Annotated in this window: 15 protein-coding genes; 6 read left to right on the top strand and 9 right to left on the bottom strand. The window is 70.2% G+C overall.

What is annotated here, in order from left to right; translation table 11 throughout:
* Nucleotides 1–14: 14 nt before the first annotated feature.
* The 4 genes from AVP42_RS03155 to AVP42_RS03140 all read right to left on the bottom strand — a co-directional run bounded on the left by AVP42_RS03155 (nucleotide 15) and on the right by AVP42_RS03140 (nucleotide 4594).
* Nucleotides 15–1394 (bottom strand): NosD domain-containing protein, encoded by a 1380-nt coding sequence (locus AVP42_RS03155; protein WP_067946034.1) that lies wholly within the window; start codon nucleotides 1392–1394, stop codon nucleotides 15–17.
* Nucleotides 1395–1417: 23 nt separating this feature from the next.
* Complete coding sequence (locus tag AVP42_RS03150) at nucleotides 1418–2254, bottom strand: carbohydrate ABC transporter permease (RefSeq protein ID WP_067946032.1); 837 nt, start codon at nucleotides 2252–2254, stop codon at nucleotides 1418–1420.
* Nucleotides 2251–3111: a carbohydrate ABC transporter permease gene (locus AVP42_RS03145; RefSeq protein ID WP_067946470.1), complete on the bottom strand. Its 861-nt coding sequence runs from the start codon at nucleotides 3109–3111 to the stop codon at nucleotides 2251–2253. The genes AVP42_RS03150 and AVP42_RS03145 overlap by 4 nt, the downstream gene beginning before the upstream one ends.
* 160 nt (nucleotides 3112–3271) lie before the next feature.
* Nucleotides 3272–4594 (bottom strand): sugar ABC transporter substrate-binding protein, encoded by a 1323-nt coding sequence (locus tag AVP42_RS03140; RefSeq protein WP_082846947.1) that lies wholly within the window; start codon nucleotides 4592–4594, stop codon nucleotides 3272–3274.
* A 304-nt stretch (nucleotides 4595–4898) separates the two neighbouring features.
* On the opposite strand from AVP42_RS03140, the gene AVP42_RS03135 reads away from it, so the two are divergent.
* Nucleotides 4899–5522, top strand: a complete 624-nt coding sequence (locus AVP42_RS03135) for a CPBP family intramembrane glutamic endopeptidase (RefSeq protein ID WP_157356696.1) — start codon at nucleotides 4899–4901, stop codon at nucleotides 5520–5522.
* Nucleotides 5523–5615: 93 nt separating this feature from the next.
* Here AVP42_RS03135 and AVP42_RS03130 read toward each other — a convergent pair whose 3' ends face one another.
* Both AVP42_RS03130 and AVP42_RS03125 read right to left on the bottom strand, forming a co-directional pair.
* Nucleotides 5616–6302, bottom strand: coding sequence for a hypothetical protein (locus tag AVP42_RS03130; protein WP_067946028.1), 687 nt, complete (start codon nucleotides 6300–6302; stop codon nucleotides 5616–5618).
* A gap of 113 nt (nucleotides 6303–6415) precedes the next feature.
* Nucleotides 6416–8002, bottom strand: a complete 1587-nt coding sequence (locus tag AVP42_RS03125; RefSeq protein WP_231878524.1) for a CdaR family transcriptional regulator — start codon at nucleotides 8000–8002, stop codon at nucleotides 6416–6418.
* A 120-nt stretch (nucleotides 8003–8122) separates the two neighbouring features.
* On the opposite strand from AVP42_RS03125, the gene lysA reads away from it, so the two are divergent.
* The 5 genes from lysA (at nucleotide 8123) to AVP42_RS03100 (ending at nucleotide 13332) form a co-directional block, all read left to right on the top strand.
* Nucleotides 8123–9433, top strand: coding sequence for a diaminopimelate decarboxylase (lysA, locus tag AVP42_RS03120; protein WP_067946024.1), 1311 nt, complete (start codon nucleotides 8123–8125; stop codon nucleotides 9431–9433).
* A gap of 44 nt (nucleotides 9434–9477) precedes the next feature.
* Nucleotides 9478–10422: an ABC transporter substrate-binding protein gene (locus AVP42_RS03115; RefSeq protein ID WP_067946022.1), complete on the top strand. Its 945-nt coding sequence runs from the start codon at nucleotides 9478–9480 to the stop codon at nucleotides 10420–10422.
* A complete protein-coding gene (locus AVP42_RS03110; protein WP_067946020.1) occupies nucleotides 10419–11411 on the top strand; it encodes an amino acid ABC transporter permease in 993 nt (330 codons plus the stop codon). The genes AVP42_RS03115 and AVP42_RS03110 overlap by 4 nt, the downstream gene beginning before the upstream one ends.
* Complete coding sequence (locus AVP42_RS03105; protein WP_067946018.1) at nucleotides 11408–12217, top strand: amino acid ABC transporter ATP-binding protein; 810 nt, start codon at nucleotides 11408–11410, stop codon at nucleotides 12215–12217. Before AVP42_RS03110 ends, AVP42_RS03105 begins: the two co-directional genes overlap by 4 nt.
* Nucleotides 12218–12309: 92 nt before the next feature.
* Entirely contained in the window at nucleotides 12310–13332 is a 1023-nt protein-coding gene (locus AVP42_RS03100; protein WP_067946016.1) for an LLM class flavin-dependent oxidoreductase, read from the top strand.
* 39 nt (nucleotides 13333–13371) lie between these two features.
* On the opposite strand, the gene AVP42_RS03095 is transcribed toward AVP42_RS03100, so the two are convergent.
* The 3 genes from AVP42_RS03095 to AVP42_RS03085 are packed head-to-tail and all read right to left on the bottom strand — an operon-like array spanning nucleotide 13372 to nucleotide 17992.
* A complete protein-coding gene (locus AVP42_RS03095; protein ID WP_082846989.1) occupies nucleotides 13372–14982 on the bottom strand; it encodes a thiamine pyrophosphate-binding protein in 1611 nt (536 codons plus the stop codon).
* Nucleotides 14983–15002: 20 nt separating this feature from the next.
* Nucleotides 15003–16673 carry an amidohydrolase gene (locus tag AVP42_RS03090; RefSeq protein ID WP_067946013.1) on the bottom strand — a complete coding sequence of 557 codons (1671 nt, stop codon included), beginning with the start codon at nucleotides 16671–16673 and terminating at the stop codon, nucleotides 15003–15005.
* Nucleotides 16670–17992, bottom strand: a complete 1323-nt coding sequence (locus AVP42_RS03085) for an MFS transporter (protein WP_067946011.1) — start codon at nucleotides 17990–17992, stop codon at nucleotides 16670–16672. The genes AVP42_RS03090 and AVP42_RS03085 overlap by 4 nt, the downstream gene beginning before the upstream one ends.
* Nucleotides 17993–18060 lie beyond the last annotated feature (68 nt).

Below are 18060 nucleotides of genomic sequence, written 5' to 3'. Positions count from 1 at the left end.
TCATCGTCGACCTCTCACGTTCGTACCACCTTCGAGCCCGAGACATCGGGCGACGCCGCCGGAAGCGGCGGCAGCGCCCTGACGGCGTTGACCGTGCGGTCCGCCTGCACCTGCGCCTCGGTGCCGGAGTCGAGGATCGTCGTGCGGGAGGCGCCGGGTTCGACGGAGACGGTCGTGACCTCCAGAGGCAGGTCGCCGTCGGTCGCCAGAAGCGCGTCGACCTGTGCGGCGAAGCACGAGTCGCTCGAGCCCACGGTGACATCCTTTGCGACGACGTGGTTGGCGGCGATGTAGTTGCCTCTCCCCTCGAGCACCTTGATGATCACGGGCGTCGCGCCCTCGGGCCGGATGCGGTGCGCCTCGACGATCTCCGAGAAGTGGTTGCCGATCACGGAGTTATCGTCGCCGCTGATCGTCAGGAGGCCGTAGCGATCGTCGAGGCCGTTGTCCGCGTCCAGGAACGGCGTCCACGGCTCCTGGTCCCGCAGGAAGTGGTTCGACCCCACGAGGTTCTCCGAGCTGTTCGCGGCGAGGATCACCATGCCCGGATAGAAGGAGTGCAGCCGGTTGTTGGTCACGCTTGACCGCGTGACGCCGTGCAGGTGGATGCTGCTCGCGCCACGCGGGAACACGTTGTTCGCCGTGATGAGCAGGCCCCCGTGGTGCTCGGCGTAGATCGATCGGCCCGTGAAGCCGGCCCCCACCAGGTTGTCGGTGATCTTCGACGCCTGCCCCCAGCCGCGGAGCTCGATGCAGCTGCCGCATTCGGCGATGAAGTTGTCGTGGATGGAGAGGGCATCCGCGTGGTAGACGGTGATCGCGTTCTCGAGGTAGACGAACCCCATGCCGGTGATGCGGAAGGAGTCGTTCGCATCGGCGACGTAGATGCCGGTCTTGCCGTTGACGTACGAGTTCTCGGGGTTCCCGGCGGGGCCCTCGCCCGTGAAGTGCAGGCCGTCGATGCAGAACCCCGAGAGCTCGACGGAGCTGATGCGGGGACTGCCGCTGCGGGCGATGCGGAACGCCGCCCCGTCGGCCTCCTCGCGGAGATGGCGTTCCGGGAGGTCGACGATGATGCGACTGCCGCCCGGCCACAGTTCGTGCAGCTCGGGCCACTCCTCCTGCGGGACGTTGAAGCGGATGCTCGAGGAGGTGAAGCCGTGCCCGGCGCCCTCGATCCTGAGGAAGCTGAGGTCGATGACGACCTGGGTCCGGAGGCGGTAGTCGCCGGGCGGAATGGTGATGACCGCCCCGGGCTTCCCTCCGTCCTCGGTGGTCGACGCCGCCTGGCGCTCCTTCACGTCGGCGATGATGCTGTTGATCACCGCCCCGATGTCGTCGAAGGGGTCTCCGTCGGGCCAGGCGGTGACGTCGTACGTGGTGGTGCTCGACATGGTCGTCCGTTCGGATCGGAGGCTCAGCCCTTGACTGCGCCGAGGGTGAGGCCGGCGACGATGTGCCGCTGGAGGAACAGGGTCAGCAGGATGACGGGCAGCGAGTAGATGGCGGCGAGCGCCGTCATGCCGCCCCAGTCGAGCCCGAACTGGCTCTGGAAGTTGGCGATGACCACGGGCGTGGTCTGGGCACGCACCGAGGTGAGCAGCAAGGCGAAGAGGAACTCGTTCCACGATGCGAGGAAGGCGAAGATCGCGGTCACCGCCAAGCCGCCGGACACGACCGGCAGGACGACGCGCACCATGGCCTGGATGCGGCTGCAGCCGTCGACCTCGGCCGCTTCGCTGAGCTCATCGGGCACCGCCTCGAAGAAGCTCGCCATCAGCCAGATCGACAGCGGAAGCGAGATGGTGGTGTGCGCGAGTGCGAGTCCGAACGACGTGTCGGTGAGCCCGAGGGTGCGCATCAGCTCGATCAGCGGCGCGCCGACGGCGATGGTCGGCACCATCCGCGTGACCAGTGCCGCGACGATGAAGACCCGACCGCTCGGCGTGCGGAAGCGCGTGATCGCGTAGGCGGCGGGTACGGCGAGGACCAGCGACAGCACGGTCGAGACGACGGCCGTGGTGACGCTGTTGATGAGCGCCGCGGGCACACCGCCCCGACTGAGTGCGGCGACGTAGTTGTCGAGGGTCCACGTCTCGGGCAGGACCGACGGCGGCACCGAGATCGCGTCGAGCGGCGTCTTGAACGACGTCAGCAGGAGGTAGAGGAACGGGAAGCCGTAGATGACGATGGCGACGGCCAGCAGCACCCACAGGAGGATGCGGCTCTTGCCTCGGGTTTCGAGTGGGTTCATCGTGCGCTGCTCCCGGGTCGCCAGATGAGCATGATCGCGGCGATCGCCACGGCCAGCATCACGAGGAGGTAGACCGTCCCCATGGCGCTCGCGAGTCCGGGATCGCCGAACCGCGTCATGGTGCGGTAGATGAGAAGGCTGAGGGTGGTCGTGCTGCCCTGGGGTCCGCCATCCGTCTGGATGAGGATGATGTCGAAGGCGCGCGCCGCGTCGATGCCGCGGACGATCAGCGCGACGGCGATCACCGGTCGCAGCAGCGGGATGATGATGCTGAACAGGATCCGCGGATACCTGGCTCCGTCGATGCGGGCGGCCTCGATCACGTCCCCCGGGATGTTCTGCAGTCCCGCGAAGAGCACCAGGGTGACGAACGAGGTCGTGAGCCAGATGTCCGGGACCGCCACCGAGAACAACGCGATGTTCGGGTCGCTCAGCCACTGGATCTGCCCGGGGCTGGAGATGATGCCCGCCTCGAAGAGCAGCTGGTTGACGATGCCGAAGTTGTCGATCAGGAGGAAGCGCCACAGCAGGCCGGCGACCACCGGCGCGATCATCAGCGGGTACATGAAGACCGTGCGGAAGACTGCCGAGCGACGCCCCAGCGCCGTGAAGAGCAGGGCGACCGCGAGACCGAGCACGAATTCGGCCGTCACCACGACGATCGTGTAGACGAGGGTTCGTAGCGATGCCGACTGGAACGCGTCGGACGCGAACGCGGTCGCGTAGTTGTCGAAGCCGACGAACGTGCGGGATGCGCCGGCGAACGGCGAGATCTCGAAGAAGCTGTCGTAGACGAACCGCACGAGCGGCCACAGCACGAACGCCGTCAGGAACAGGGCGGCCGGTGCCAGCAGCAGGAGCGCGAATCGTCGGTCACCCCGGTCCTTGCTGAGGTGGCGGCGCGGTCGAGCGGGACGACGGGTCGGGCGGCCGGGGCCCGGGGCGGGGGCGGCCGGAGCCGCCTCCGCCCGGGCCTGGGGAGCGAGTGTCTCCACGATTGCCTTCCGGGTCGGCCGTCTATTCGACGATCGCTTCGATCTGGGACTTCGCCTCGGAGAGCAGTTGCGCGGTGTCCGCGCCCGGTTCGACGGCCTTCTGCATCAGCGGGACGAGCACCGAGTCGACGATCTCCTGCCATTCGGGCGTCGCGGGGCGCGGGAGCGACTGCGGCGCCTCGAGGGTGGTCACGAGCGCCGGGTAGTTCTCGAAACCGGGCTCGCCCGCCTTGCTCTCGAACGCGCTCTTCCGGGCGACCAGGCCGAGCGACGTGTCCGCCGCGAGGGCGTTGTGCTCGTAGGCGAACGCGACGAACTCCTTCGCGGCATCCTGCTTCGCCCCGGAGGCGGGGACCGAGAGGTACCAGGCTCCCGGCACGCCCGCGACGCCCGCGGGTCCGCCGATCATCGGAGCGACGCCGATGGAGTCCTTCACCGGGGAGTCGTCCGGGGTCTGCCGGTAGGCGTGCCCCCAGAAGCGCATCATCGCGAGATTGCCCTGATAGAAGAGGTTCTGCGATCCCGCCCAGTCCAGCTGGGCTGCCCCGGCCGGGGCGAAGGGCAGCAGGCTGACGTAGAAGTCGAGGGCCTCCTGGTGCGCGGCGCTGTCGATCGTGACCTCTCCGGTTGCGGCATCCAGCACCATGGTCTCTTCGCCGGCCTGCGAGACCGTCGCGAGCCATTCCGTCTCGACGGCGCCCTTCACGTCGGTGCCGTAGAGGTCGACGGTTCCGTCGCCGTCGGTGTCGCGGGTGAAGAACTCCGCGACGTCGCGGTATTCCTCCCAGGTCGTCGGCGCGGCGAGCGCGTAGCCGTACTCCGCCTCGAAGTCGGCCATGTTCTGGGCGTCCTCGAACAGGTCGGTTCGGTAGAAGAGGATCTCCGAGTTCGTCCACACCGGCATGCCGACGAAGCTGTCGTCGACCTTCGCCTCGCTCACGAGGCCGCCGAAGAGGTCGGACTCGACGTCGTCGGTGTACAGGTCGTCGAGCGGGGCGAGCGCCGGCGCGAACGCGGGGAGCCAGATGGCGTCGAGTGCGGCGACGTCGAACGACGGCTGGCCGGCCTGCAGCTCCGACGAGACGCGGTCGTACAGGCCCGCGTAGGGCAGCTCGACGAGCGTCACCGTGGTCCCGGTTTCCTCCTTGTACAGATCGGCGATCGGCTGCAGTTCGGCCTTGCCGCCACCCTCGACGACGACGGTCAGTTCGTCGGTGTCGGACGCGGCCTCTCCCGAGCCGCCCACGCCGCAGCCACTGAGGACCAATGCGGCGGCGCTCACCGACGCCGCTGCGATGAGCGTGCGGCGACCGGGCCGCCCCGGTCGTGCTGTGCGAAGCTTCATCACTTCGACTCCATTCGATTCATGTGTGACAGGAACGCAGACCCTCTTGGGACGAGTTGCCAATACGTTTTGCCAAATCGTCTTGGCAGGACGGTAGCCCACGCCGGACGAGCCCGTCAAGAAGCCGGCGGTGCCAAAGTGTTTTGCTGCGTCGCCGTCCGCTACAGTCAGCGGCATAGACCTCGTCACCGCCCCGTCATCCGCGACCCCGTCGACCCGCCGGTGGGGTCTTCTTCATGCCCTCGTCGGGGTCGGGATCTTCGCCCTCTGCATCTTCGGGCCGTCGCTGCTCCCGGCCGAATGGGTGAGTTACCCGGTGTGGCTGGCGATCGTCTTCGCCCTTCCCGTGCTCGTCACGGCCTGGATCGTGTTCGTGTCGCGAAGATGGGGCACCGGCAACCTCATCCGCGACTACGGGCTAAGCTTCCGGTGGATCGACCTGCTCGGCATCCCCGCCGCATTCGCCGCCATCTGGTTCATCCAGCCCGTCGTGGTGTACCTCGCGCTGCTGATGTTCGGCGACCCGGGCGGTCTCGACTCGAACGTGTTCGTCACGCCCGAACCGGCGATCTGGGTTCCGAACCTCATCCTGTCGGTCATCGCGGCGCCGTTCATCGAGGAGGTCGTCTTCCGCGGCATGCTGCAGCCTTCGCTGAAGCGCTGGTTCGACGGACCGGACCCCGACCAGATTCGCAGCTTCCGGGCGACGAACGCCGCCGTGCTGATCACCGCCGCGACGTTCGCCGCGCTCCACCTCCCCCAGAGCCTCGCGGGCGTGAACGGCGTCGCCCTCACCGCGGCGACGCTGTTCGCCGGAATCGTCCTCGGCGCCCTCGCCATGGCGACCCGGCGCACCGCACCCTCGATCGTCGTGCACGCGGCATCCAACCTCGTCGCCAACGCCACGGCGTACGGGCTCGTGGCCTGACCGCCACGAGTCGATCGTGCAGTTCGTGGCGGTCCCGAGCAACGCCAGCGGCTCGGCGGCCGCCGACGACTGGGGGCTGTGACCGCTCGGTCGCTACTCCACGGCGATCGACAGCAGGGCCGGGTTCGCCGCGAACGGGTTCTCGTCGCCCAGCGGCACGCTGCCCCCGAAGGCGAGACCGGCGGGCGGCGTCGCGCCCTCCGCCCAGGTGACGATCACGCAGCCGTCCTGCACCGCGCCACTGGCCGTGGACGTGGACTGGTTGAAGCCGAGCGTGGCCCTGCAGAAGTCGATCCCGACGGCCACGAGCTTGCCGAAGCCGTCGGCCTGCTGGTCGGCGCCGACCGGGTTGAGCTGAGCATTGCCGATGCTGGCGACGTACCCGGCCGGGAAGTCGTCGAGCAGTTGGAGTCGGTAGCGCAGCAACGCGACCTCCTTGCCCGCCACGTACGACTCGCCGGCCGCCCGGAGCTCCTCGAGTTCGTCGTCGGTGGGGCGGTCCGCGCCCGCCGGCGAGAGCTGCACCCGGACCGGCACCGACTCGCTCTGGTCAGGCGTGGCGGCCAGCATGTCGTAGATGCCCCACTCGCCTTCCGCGAGCGTCGCTCCGGGCGCCAGCGGCACGCCCGAGTGGATCTCCTCGACTGCGTCAGCCGACGGCTCCGGCGTCGCCTCGCCGATCGACGGCAACGGTTCGACCGGCTCGTACTGGGGCGCGCACCCGGCGAGGGCGAGGAGCGCGAGGAGCGCGACGGCGGGGGCGGCGGGACGGAGCTTCACGTGGCATCCTTCGTGGTTCGGTAGGGCGAGTCCGTACAGCAGCATGCCCTCGGGAGGGGGATCGGACCGCACCGTCCGCCGCTCCGCTACCGCTCGCTCGACGCATTGACGATTCAGGCATGCACGACCCCCGCGGCTCGCAATTGCAGCCATGCTGCGAGTCTCCGGTCGGGTCGATCCAGACGGATGCCGCGCTCCTCTTCGGCTCGGCGCAGTCGGTGTCGCACCGTGTTCTGGTGCACCCCCAGTCGATCGGCGGTCTGCGCGACATTGCCGAAGCACTCGAGCCAGACGAGGAGCGTCTCGGCGACGCGGCTGGTGGACGGATCCGCCGACAGCGCTTCGAGCGCCGGGTCGCGCAGCTCGTCGGCGTCGGCGAACAGTTCCGCGACCCGCTCGATCACGAGCCGGGGGCGCACGCTCGAGGTGGTCACCACCCGACCGGCACCCGATTCGGGGTCGTCGGCCGCCGCCTCGAGCAACCGGTCCGCCAGCTCGCGGGCGCCTGCGACCGCGCCCGAGCGGTGCACGGGGCCCACGACCGCGATGAGCGTGCCCGCCCCGACGAGGCGGTCCAGCAGCGGGACGAGCGGCCGGGCGGCTCGGACCGCCTCGTCGGCGCCTCCCGCTGCGAACAGCGCGTAGACGCGTCCCCGGTGGGCGACGGCGACGGTGTCGGGTCGGTGGAGCACGAGGTGACGGATGACCGTCGAGCGGAGCTGCGCGACCGCGGTCGGGCTGGCATGCGGGACGTCGAATGCGAGCAGCGCGGCACCCGGCTCCTCGGGGATGCCGAGCTCCGCGAACTCGGTGCCGGTCAGGTCGATGCCGGTCAGCAGCGTGCGAAGGCGATCCTCCCGGGGTCGTTGGCTGGTCGCGTGCGCCCGGAGGTCGTCCAGCAGGTGGGCGCCCGCGAGGGCGCTGGCGCGACGCATCCGTTCGGCCTGCTCCTCGGTCACCGGGCCGTCGCCTGAGGCGTCGATCGCCCAGATCGTGCCGAGCGGAACCGCGCCCGCCCTGATCGCGTACGCGACGCGCGGCTCCTCGTCGCCGAGCCGCGGGTACTTGATCGGGTCGTCCGACCGCAGCACGGTGCGGTACTGGTCGTCGTTGTACGGCGAGGCCGGCACCCGTCGTGCGAGGATTCCGTGGGTTCGCAGCTCGTCGATGAGCTGTCCGGGCACCGACGAGTACGCGAGGATGTTGCGGCTCAGGTCCTCGATCGCGACGGACCCGCCGAAGTGCTCGGCCAGCTCGTTCGCCACCGCGAACAGCGGCTCGGCACCGCGATCCTGGGGCGTCGAGAGCGTGGCGTCGGATTCGCCGAGCAGGTGCGTGAGCTGCGCGTCGAGGAGGCGCCAACTGATCCGGTCGGCGACCCGCAGCATCGCCAGTCCCGTCGACTCCGCGATCGCCGCGATCGCCGCGACCCGATCTGGGCTGCACTTGAGCACCAGGCCCGCCGCGCCGGCGTCCGCGGCGGCGGCGGCGACGGCCGCGAGGCGGGCCGTGCTGAGCGATGCGGTGGAGGGCGCCAGCAGCAGGGTGCCGGCGGCATCCGCGATCTCGTCGGCGATGTCCAGGAACTCCGTGCCGGTGACCGCCATCGCGGCGTCGGCCGGGCCGATCGCGGTGATGGTCCTCGGGCCGAGCTGGTCGACGAGTTGGGCCAGCGTGACACGTGGGATCGCGGCGGGCACCTCCGTTGGAGAAAGCGCTGCATTCATATGCCGAAGTTATCCCACATCTCCAACCCGGTGGAGGTGTGATCTTCCTAGGCTGGCCATCGCGATGGCGAAGACGCCACTGAGGAGGAACGAATGACCGCGAACCGGCCGGCCCCCATGGGCACGCGTCTCGACGAGCTCTGGCGCATCCTGCCCGAGGAGGCGACCGCGACGCCCGACGGGGTGCTCGAGATCGGCGGGGTGGCCGTCACCGAGCTCGCCGAGCGGTTCGGCACGCCGCTCCACGTCTACGACGAATCCGGCCTGCGCCGGCAGGCCCGACGCTTCGTCGACGGGCTGCGGGCGCGGTGGCCGAACTCCGACGTGCTCTTCGCCTCGAAGTCGCTCCCCGCCGTCGGCATGTACCGCCTCGCGCAGGACGAAGGGCTGTCGGTGGACATCGCCGGCGGCGGGGAGCTGCAGCTCGCGCTCGCAGCGGGCGTCGACCCGTCGCGTCTGCATTTCCACGGCAATGCGAAGACCGACGCGGAGCTGCGCATGGCGCTCGACGCCGGGATCGACACGATCATCGTCGACAACGACGACGAACTGGACCGCCTCGAGCGACTGCTCCAGCGCCCGCAGAAGCTGCTGCTCCGCGTCATCCCGGGCGTCGACGCCAAGACGCACGCCTCGCAGGCGACCGGAGGTGCGGACTCGAAGTTCGGCCTGCCGTGGGACCAGGCGGAGCGCGCCATCCGTCGCATGCGCACGCACCCGCTCATGCGCTTCGAAGGCGTGCACCTGCACATCGGCTCCCAGATCCTCGACACCGCGCAGTTCGCCGAGGCGGTCGCCAAGATCTCGACCATCGGCACGTTCGACACATACGACGTCGGAGGCGGGCTCGGGGTCTCGTACACCTACGACGAGCACGCCCCGAGCGTCGAGGACTACCTCGACGCCATCGTGGCCGCGGCCCGAGCGAACCTTCCCGCCGAGGCGCGGCTGCTCATCGAGCCCGGCCGCTCGATCGTGGCGCGTGCGGGCGTGACCCTGTACCGGACGACGACCGTCAAGCGCACCGGACGCACGTTCGTGGCCGTCGACGGCGGCCTGGCCGACCAGATGGACATCGCCCTCACGCACCAGCGCTACGAGGCGGTGCTCGCCGACCGGCTCCTCGAGCCGTGGACGGAGACCGTGCAACTCGTGGGTCGCCAGTGCGAGTCGGGCGACCTGCTCGTCGACGGCGCCCCCATGCCGCCGGCCCGCGTGGGCGACCTCGTCGTGATGGCCGCGACCGGCGCCTACGCCTACACGATGTCGAACAACTACAACGGCGCGCTGAAGCCCGCGATCGTCTTCGTCGCGGATGGCGTGGCGCGCCTCGTCACGCGGCGCGAGACGTACGACGACCTGCTCGCCACCCACGCGCCGGCGATGGCCCGCGCACTGGTGTGACGCGACCTCCCCTCAACCCAGCACCCGATGACGAAGGAGTCACCATGATCACCCGCCGCCTCATCCCCGCGATCGGCGCCACCGCCGCCGTCGCCGCCCTGGTGCTCACCGGATGCTCCGGTCTGACCGCCTCCGCCGGAGCTGCCGGCGGCGCCGGCGGCGGGCCCGACCTGCCGAAGGGCGACGAGGTCTCGACGACCGCGGACCCCGAGCTGACCGCGCTGCTGCCCGAGGCGATCGCCGAGAAGGGTCGCCTCGACATCGCCGTCGACATCCCGTTCCCGCCCATGGCGATGTACGACGAGACCAACCGCGAGATCGGCTTCGACCCCGAGCTCGCGCGCCTCATCGGGCAGAAGCTCGACATCGACGTCTCCATCAACAAGCAGGCGTTCGACTCCGTCATCCCGTCGCTGCAGGCCGGGAAGAACGACCTCATCATGAGCGGCATGAACGACACGCCCGAACGGCAGGAGACGCTGAACTTCGTCGACTACACGTACGGCGGCTTCGCGATCCTCGTCGAGGCGGGCAACCCCGGGGGCATCGTCACGCAGTCCGACCTCTGCGGCAGGACCGTGTCGGTGCAGAAGGCGACCGTGCAGGGCGACCTGCTCCGGGCGATGGACTGCGGGTCCAACCCCGTCCGGGTGACCGAACTGCCGTCGGACCTCGACGCGCAGACCGCGCTGCGTGCCGGGAAGAGCGATGCGTACGTCGCGGACGCCGTGGTCGCGGAGTACGCCGCGGCGACGACGGGCGACGGCTCGGTCTTCGATGTGGTGCGCGACCCGGAGAACCCGGCCGGTTTCTCGCCCGTGTACAGCGGCATCGGCATCCTCAAGGCCGACGCGGAGCTCACCGAGGCGATCCGGGCGACCCTGCAGGCGCTGATCGACGAGGGGACCTACCAGCAGGTGCTCGAGCGCAACAACATCGGCGCGTACGCCGTCGAGTCGGCCGAGGTGAACCAGGGGGCGGCATCATGACGGCCACCCGCGGGGCGGACGCGCGGGCCTCCGCGGCGCCGCCGGCATTCGACGCGACCGATGACGATGTCGTCGCCATCCCGCTGCGCCGACCCTGGCGGGTCGTCGGCGGCGCCCTGGTCCTGGTGCTCGTCGCGTCGTTCGCGGCATCCGTGCTGACCAACCCGAACATCGACTTCCAGGCCATCGGCGCGTTCGTCTTCGATCCGCGCATCCTCGACGGCGTGGGCCTGACCCTGCTGATCACGTTCATCGCGATGGTCGTCTCGACGTTCCTCGCCGTCGTGGTCGCCGGCATGCGGCTCTCGTCGAACCCGGTCCTCGTCTCGGTCGCCTGGTGCTACGTCTGGGTGTTCCGCGGCACGCCGCTGCTCGTGCAGATCGTGCTGTGGGGGTACCTCGGCCTGCTCTACGAGAGCCTCACCATCGGCATCCCGTTCACGGACATCGCGTTCTGGCAGGCCGACACGAATGCGCTCATCAGCGCGTTCACCGCGGGCCTGCTCGCGCTCACGCTCAACCAGGCGGCGTACTCCTCCGAGATCGTGCGAGCGGGCATGCTCTCCGTCGACGAAGGGCAGCGCGAGGCGGCCGCGTCGCTCGGGATGTCACCGCTGTACACCTTCCGTCGCGTGCTGCTGCCCCAGGCGATGCGCGTGATCATCCCGCCCATGGGCAACGAGACCATCTCCATGCTGAAGAACACGTCGCTGCTGTCGGTCATCGCCGTGCTCGAGCTCTACACCCAGGCCACCGTCATCTCGTCGCAGAACCTCAAGCAGGTCGAGCTGCTCATCGTCGCGAGCCTCTGGTACCTGTTCCTCACGAGCGTCCTGTCGATCCCGCAGTACTACCTCGAGCGACGCTACGGCCGAGGATCGAGCCGTTCGCTTCCGCCGACGCCTCTGCAGCGGCTGCGCCGGGCGATCGACGCGCGCCGACCCGGGCCGGACCCCGCTCCCGAGACCAAGGAGGTCCGAGTCGTATGAGCACCACCGACACTGCACGCACCGCCGGCGCCGCCCGCACCCCGACGAGGCCGCTCGTCGAGATCCGACGCGTGCGCAAGAGCTTCGGCGCCCACCAGGTGCTCCGCGACATCTCGCTCGAGGTGCCCGAGGGCACGGTGACCGTGCTGCTCGGGCCGTCCGGCTCGGGCAAGTCGACCCTCCTCCGGTGCATCAACCACCTCGAGACGATCGACGGCGGCCGCATCATCGTCGACGGCGAGCTCATCGGCTACCGTCAGGCCGGTCACGCCACGCACGAGATGACGCCGCGGCAGATCGCGCGCCAGCGCCGCGGGATCGGCATGGTGTTCCAGCGGTTCAACCTGTTCCCGCACATGACGGCCCTCGAGAACATCACCGAGGCGCCCGTCGGCATCGCGAGGATCCCGAGCGCCACGGCGAAGGCCCGCGCCCGCGACCTGCTCGACCGCGTCGGCCTCGCCGACTTCGCGGGACACTACCCGTCCCAGCTCTCCGGCGGCCAGCAGCAGCGCGTCGCGATCGCCCGGGCGCTGGCGATGAGCCCGAAGCTCATGCTCTTCGACGAGCCCACGTCGGCCCTCGATCCCGAGCTCGTCGGCGACGTGCTCGACGTCATGCGCGAACTCGCCGATGACGGCATGACCATGATCGTCGTGACGCACGAGATCGGCTTCGCCCGGGGCGTCGCCGACCAGGTCGTGTTCATGGACGGCGGTGTGGTGGTCGAGTCGGGCACGGCCGCCGCGGTGATCGACACCCCGCAGCGCCAGCGCACGCGGAACTTCCTCGAGAGCGTGCGCTGACCGCGGGCCGGTGCTCCGATTCGACCATCGGAGCACCGGCCGATCGCCGCCGCGCTCGGAATGCCCCGCCGCGCCCGGCGTTGGAACCCTGTATGAAGCGCATCGGTTTCCTCTCGTTCGGCCACTGGTCGAACTCGCCCGGCTCGCAGACGCGATCGGCGTCGGACGTGCTGCTGCAGTCGATCGACCTGGCGGTCGCAGCCGAGGAGGTCGGTGCCGACGGCGCGTACTTCCGGGTGCACCACTACGCGAACCAGCTCGCCAGCCCGTTCCCGCTCCTCGCCGCTGCGGGCGCCAAGACGAGTCGCATCGAGCTCGGCACGGGCGTGATCGACATGCGCTACGAGAACCCGCTGTACATGGCCGAGGATGCCGGTGCCGCCGACCTCATCGCGGGCGGGCGCTTGCAGCTCGGCGTCTCGCGCGGGTCACCCGAGCAGGTGATCGACGGCTACCGCTACTTCGGCTACGAGGCGCCCGAGGGCAGGACGATGGCGGATGTCGCCCGCGACAACACGCTGGTGTTCTTGCAGGTCATCGACGGGGCGCGGTTCGCCGAGCCGAACCCGCGCCCCATGTTCCCGAACCCGCACCCGGGGCCGCTCGGCATCCAGCCGCAGTCGCCGGGCCTGCGCGACCGCATCTGGTGGGGTGCCGGTTCGGACTCGACCGCCGTGTGGGCGGCCGAGCAGGGCATGAACCTCATGAGCTCGACGCTCAAGGAGGACGAGTCGGGCGAGCCCTTCCACGTGCAGCAGCGCAAGCAGATCGAGGCGTTCCGGGCCGCCTGGGCCGAGGCGGGGCACGAGCGCGAGCCGCGCGTCTCGGTGAGCCGGTCGATCTTCGCGATCACGAACGACCTGGACCGGAAGTACTTCATCGGCGGTGGCGACCGGTCCGACCAGTTCGGCGTGATCGACGACTACCGCGCCGTCTTCGGCCGCAGCTACGCCGCCGAACCCGACGTGCTGATCGAGCAGTTGCGCGAGGACGAGGCGATCGCCGCCGCCGACACCCTGTTGCTCACCGTGCCCAACCAGTTGGGCGTCGACTACAACGCGCACGTGCTCGAGTCGATCCTGACGCACGTCGCACCGGCGCTCGGCTGGCGCTAGCGCGGGCCGAGCCGGGCGGGCCCGGGGGTGCCACCACGCCTATTGGCGGATGTGCACCAGCTGCACTCCCCCGTCTGCGATGGCCGAGCGGATGGCGCTGCCGAGCTCTGCACGGTCGGAAACCGGTCGGCCCGTGGCACCGAAGGCGTCGGCGAGCGCCGCCCAGTCGGGCTGCACCAGCTCGACCCCGATCGGCCGAATGCCGCGGTCGACCTCGTTCTGCCGGATCTCGGCGTACCCGCCGTTGTCGACGCAGACGATCGTCACGTCCAGGCGCTGCTCGACCGCGGTGGCGAGCTCGTTGACGGCGAACATCAGCGCGCCGTCGCCGAGCACGGCCACCACGGGCCGATCGGCCCGCGCCACCTTCGCGCCGATCGCAGCCGGAAGTCCGTACCCGAGCGTCGCGTACGTCGGCGTGTAGAGCAGCGAGTGCGGGCTCGAGCATTCGAGCACGTTCGCGAGCGCCAGGTAGATGATCTGCGACGAATCGCCGGCCACGATGACGTCGTCGGGCAGGGCCTCCGCGATCTGCTCGGCGAGCGCGACGGTGTCGGGCGCGGTCGAGCGGATCTCGTCCGCGATCGCCCGACGGGCGGTCGAGAGGTCCGGCGACGGCCGCTCCGAGACCGGCAGCGCGGCGACGAGCTCGGCGGTCACGGCAGCGCAGTCACCCACGATCCCGACGGTCGCCTCCAGGTTCTTGTCGAGTTGCGCCACCGAGCGGTCGATCCGGATGACCCGGCCGCCGGCTCGAAGCGACGGCGCCCACAGCTCGGCTTCCCCGAGCTTCGAACCGAGCACGACGAGTACATCGGCCGCCTCGGCGACGGCGCGAGCCGCCGCGAGCCGCAGGTTCGACCCCAGCGCGAGCGGATGGCGCTCATCGACGGTTCCCTTGCCGTTGAGCGTGGTCAGGACCGGCGCGCCGAGCCGTTCGGCGAGCGCGGTGACCTCGGCGGTCGCGCGGGTCGCGCCACCACCGGCGATGATCACCGGGGACGCCGCGGAGGCGAGCAGCTCGGCAGCCTCCCGAATCAGCCCCGCCTCGCCGCGGTCCGACGGCGGCGCGGGACGTGCCATCCGTGCTGCCGCCGGCACCTCGGCCGGCGACTCCAGCACGTCGAGCGGGATCTCGATGTGCACGGGGCGCGGCCGGCCGGTGCGGAACAGCTCGAACGCGTCGTGGACCGCGTCGACGGCCTCGGCGGCCGACGTCACCCGACGCGACCACTCCGCGATGGCCGCGACCATGGCCGAGGCGTCCTTCGTCTCGTGCAGCGTCCCGACGTCGCGGAACTCCTCGCCGAGTGCGACGCCCGGCGAGAGCACGATCAGGGGTCGCGATTCGCAGAACGCGGTGCCGATGGCGCTCATCGCGTTCTGCAGCCCCGGCCCCGACGTCGTGATGACGACGCCCGGCAGGCCCGTCTGCTGCGCCCAGCCGTCGGCGCCATAGCCGGCGCCCTGTTCATGCCGGTTCGTCACCGCGCGGATGCCGAGGTCGGCGAGCGGACGGTACAGCTCGAGGTTGTGGGTGCCCGGGATGCCGAAGATCGTCGTCACCCCGTAGGCGCGGATGGTCTCGAGCACGGCCCGGCCGGCGGTGTCGGCGTACGGTGCGGCGAGGTCGACCGGCGTCTGCGTCATCGTCATGATCATCCCCTTCGTCAGGCCGCGCGGTGGCGCGGCTCCCCGCCGACCCAGGTCTCGAGCACGGTGATCCCGGCGATCCGCTCGGGTTCGACGGCGAGCGGATCGTCGGCGAGCACGGCGAAGTCCGCGTACTTGCCGACCTCGAGCGAACCGAGGTCGTCCTCGCGGCCGAGCGAGACCGCCCCCTCGTAGGTGTGCGCGCGCAGCGCCGCCTCCGCCGAGATCCGCAGGTCGTCGGATCCGAGCTGATGCCCGCGCCGCGTGACCCGGGTGACCGCGGTCTGGATCGCCTCGAGCGGGATCGGGTCGGCGACCGGCGCGTCCGACGAGATGGTGATCGGCACGCCCGCCGCGGCGAACGCCCCGAGCGGGTTGAACCGCTCGCCCGGGGTACCGATGGCGTCCTCGACGCCCTCGCCCCAGTTGTAGTAGTGCTGCGGCTGGTTCACCGGGCGGATGCCGGCTTGCGCCATCCGCTCGATCTGCTCTGGGCTCGGCAGCCCGCAGTGCTCGATGCGGTGCCGCGCATCGTCGTCGGGCCGCTCCGTGAGCGCGGCCTCGATCGCCGAGACGACCATCTCGATCGCGGTCGGCGACTGGGCGTGCGTCGCGGTCTGCAGGCCGGCGACGTGCGCCTTGCGGATCAGCTCCGCGTACGCGGCGGGCTCGTGGTACAGCTGCCCCGTGCGACACGGATCGCCGACGTAGCCGTCCGGGAAGTACGCGGTCCAGCCGCCCAGGGTGCCGTCGGCGTAGAGCTTGATGCCCGCGAAGCTCAGGTGGGCGTTGCCGAATTGGCCGACGAGCCCCATGTCGAGCGCATCGTCGAGCAGGTGCGAGAGCAGGTACATCGAGACCCGCAGCTCGAGCCGTCCGGCCTCCGCCAGCCGCAGGTACATGTCGAACTCGCGCCGCGACACCTGCGCATCGCCGATCGTCGTGACCCCGCCGGCGAGGAAGCGCCGGGTCGCGGCATCCAGCTGCCGCAGGTGCTCGTCGGGCTCGTCGGCGAGGTGGAAGTTCGGCCCGTGGTGGCCGACCTTGACGCCGTGCACCCCGGTGAGGATGTTGCACGCGGCATCCGACAACTCGCCCGTGAGCTCGCCGTCGGCGTCGCGGAAGAACTCGCCGCCGTCGGGGTTCGGGGTGTCGCGGTCGACGCCGTTGACCTCGAGCGTGTACGAGTTCACGACGCCGCCGTGGCCGGACGCGTTCATGAGGTAGACCTCGCGGTCGGTCGCCACCTCGTCGAGTTCGAAGCGGGTCGGATGGCGCTGCTCGACGAGGTTGCGGTGCTCGTAGCCATAGCCGCGCACCGGCCGCCCCTCGGGCAGCTCGGCCGCCGCGGCCTTCAGCAGCGCGATGATCTCGGGGATGCTCGCCGCCTTCGCCGGCCCGCAGTCGACCCACGTCATCATCTGCCCGTACATCAGCGGATGCGCGTGCGGGTCGATGAATCCGGGGACGACGACCGCGTCGCCGAGGTCGGTGCGCTCGGGCGCCAGCCCGGCGGCCTCGGCCGCAGCCTCGCAGTCGGCCGTGGAGCCGATCGCGAGGATGCGGCCGCGGTCGAGGAGCATCGCCGTCGCCGTGGTGGACGCCCGGTCGACGGTGTGGATGGCGCGGGCGGTCACGATGCGCGGCGCGGTCTGGGCCGGCCGGTCGAAGGCGGTGAGCTTCCTCATGCCGTGCGGTTCGCCGTCGTGTCGGTGCGGGCCTCGAACGATGCCGTGACCGGAGCCTCGTCGGAGTGCTGCGGGGCGAGCTTCGTGCAGATGCCGGCGAGGACGGCCATGCCGGCGAACATGGCGATGACCGACCAGATGCTGCCCGTCCAGGCGATGAGCATCGTGGCGAACCACGGCGAGAAGCCGGCCCAGATCGCGGCGCCGACGCCGTACGACAGGGCGATGGAGGTGTAGCGCGCCTGCGGGCGGAACATCTGGGCGAGGATCGCGGCGATCGGGGCGTACGTCGCGCTCATCGCGATGCGCACGAGCGAGGCGAGCAGGAAGATGAGCGGCTCGATCCGGCCCGGCAGCACGAGCATGAACGGGATGAACGTCAACACCGAGGTGACGAGTCCGATGTACATGATGTTCTTGCGGCCCCACTTGTCGCCGAGCCAGGCGATCGGGAGCGTCACCACGAACTCGACGAACGAAGCGATCGTCATCGCGTCGAGGATGACCTGCTCGCTGATCGAGATGGGTTCGCCGGTCGCGTAGGCGGTGGCGAACGTGGTGGCGAGGTAGTAGCCGCCGGTCGAGATCGGGAGCAGGCCGATGCCGAGCAGGATGGGCTTCCAGTTGTTCCGCAGCGCGAACGCGAGCGGCATCGACTGCTTGCGGCCGCCGACCTTCTGCTCGAAGACCGGCGTCTCCTCGACGCGGTAGCGGACCCAGAGGCCCACGCCGATGAGCACGATCGAGAGCAGGAACGGGATGCGCCATCCGCCGTTGATGATGAAGTCGTCGCCGAAACGGGTCATGATCGCGAACACGCCCGACGCGAGCAGGGCACCCGCCGGGTTGCCGAGCTGGGTGAAGCCGCCGTAGAAGGTCTTCGACTTCTCGGGCGCGTGCTCGACGCTCATGAGCACCGCGCCGCCCCACTCGCCGCCGACCGCGAGGCCCTGCAGGGCGCGGAGGAAGATCAGGAGGATGGGTGCGGCGAGGCCGATCGTCTCGTACGTCGGCAGCAGGCCGACGAGGACGGTGGCGATGCCCATGAGCAGGAGCGTGAGCACCAGCGAGAGCCGGCGGCCGAGCTTGTCGCCGATGTGGCCGAAGAGGATGCCACCGAACGGCCGCACGACGAAGGCGACGGCGAACGTCGCGAACGCGGCTGCGGTCTCGGCGAGCGGGTCGCCGCTCGGGAAGAACAAGGGGCCGAAGACGAGCGCCGCCGCGGTGGCGTAGACGTAGAAGTCGTACCACTCGATGGTGGTGCCGACGAATGCCGCGAACCCGGCACGCCTGGCCGATCTGTGCGATGTGGTCATGACCGCTCCTTTGCGGATGGATGCTCCTGGGCCCAGCGAGACGTGGACGCCGTTCGGGGATGCGCCGC

Origin of the sequence: Agromyces sp. NDB4Y10, assembly GCF_001620055.1 — a bacterium.
Lineage (GTDB): Bacteria > Actinomycetota > Actinomycetes > Actinomycetales > Microbacteriaceae > Agromyces > Agromyces indicus.
This window is presented reverse-complemented; position numbering and strand designations above follow the sequence as displayed.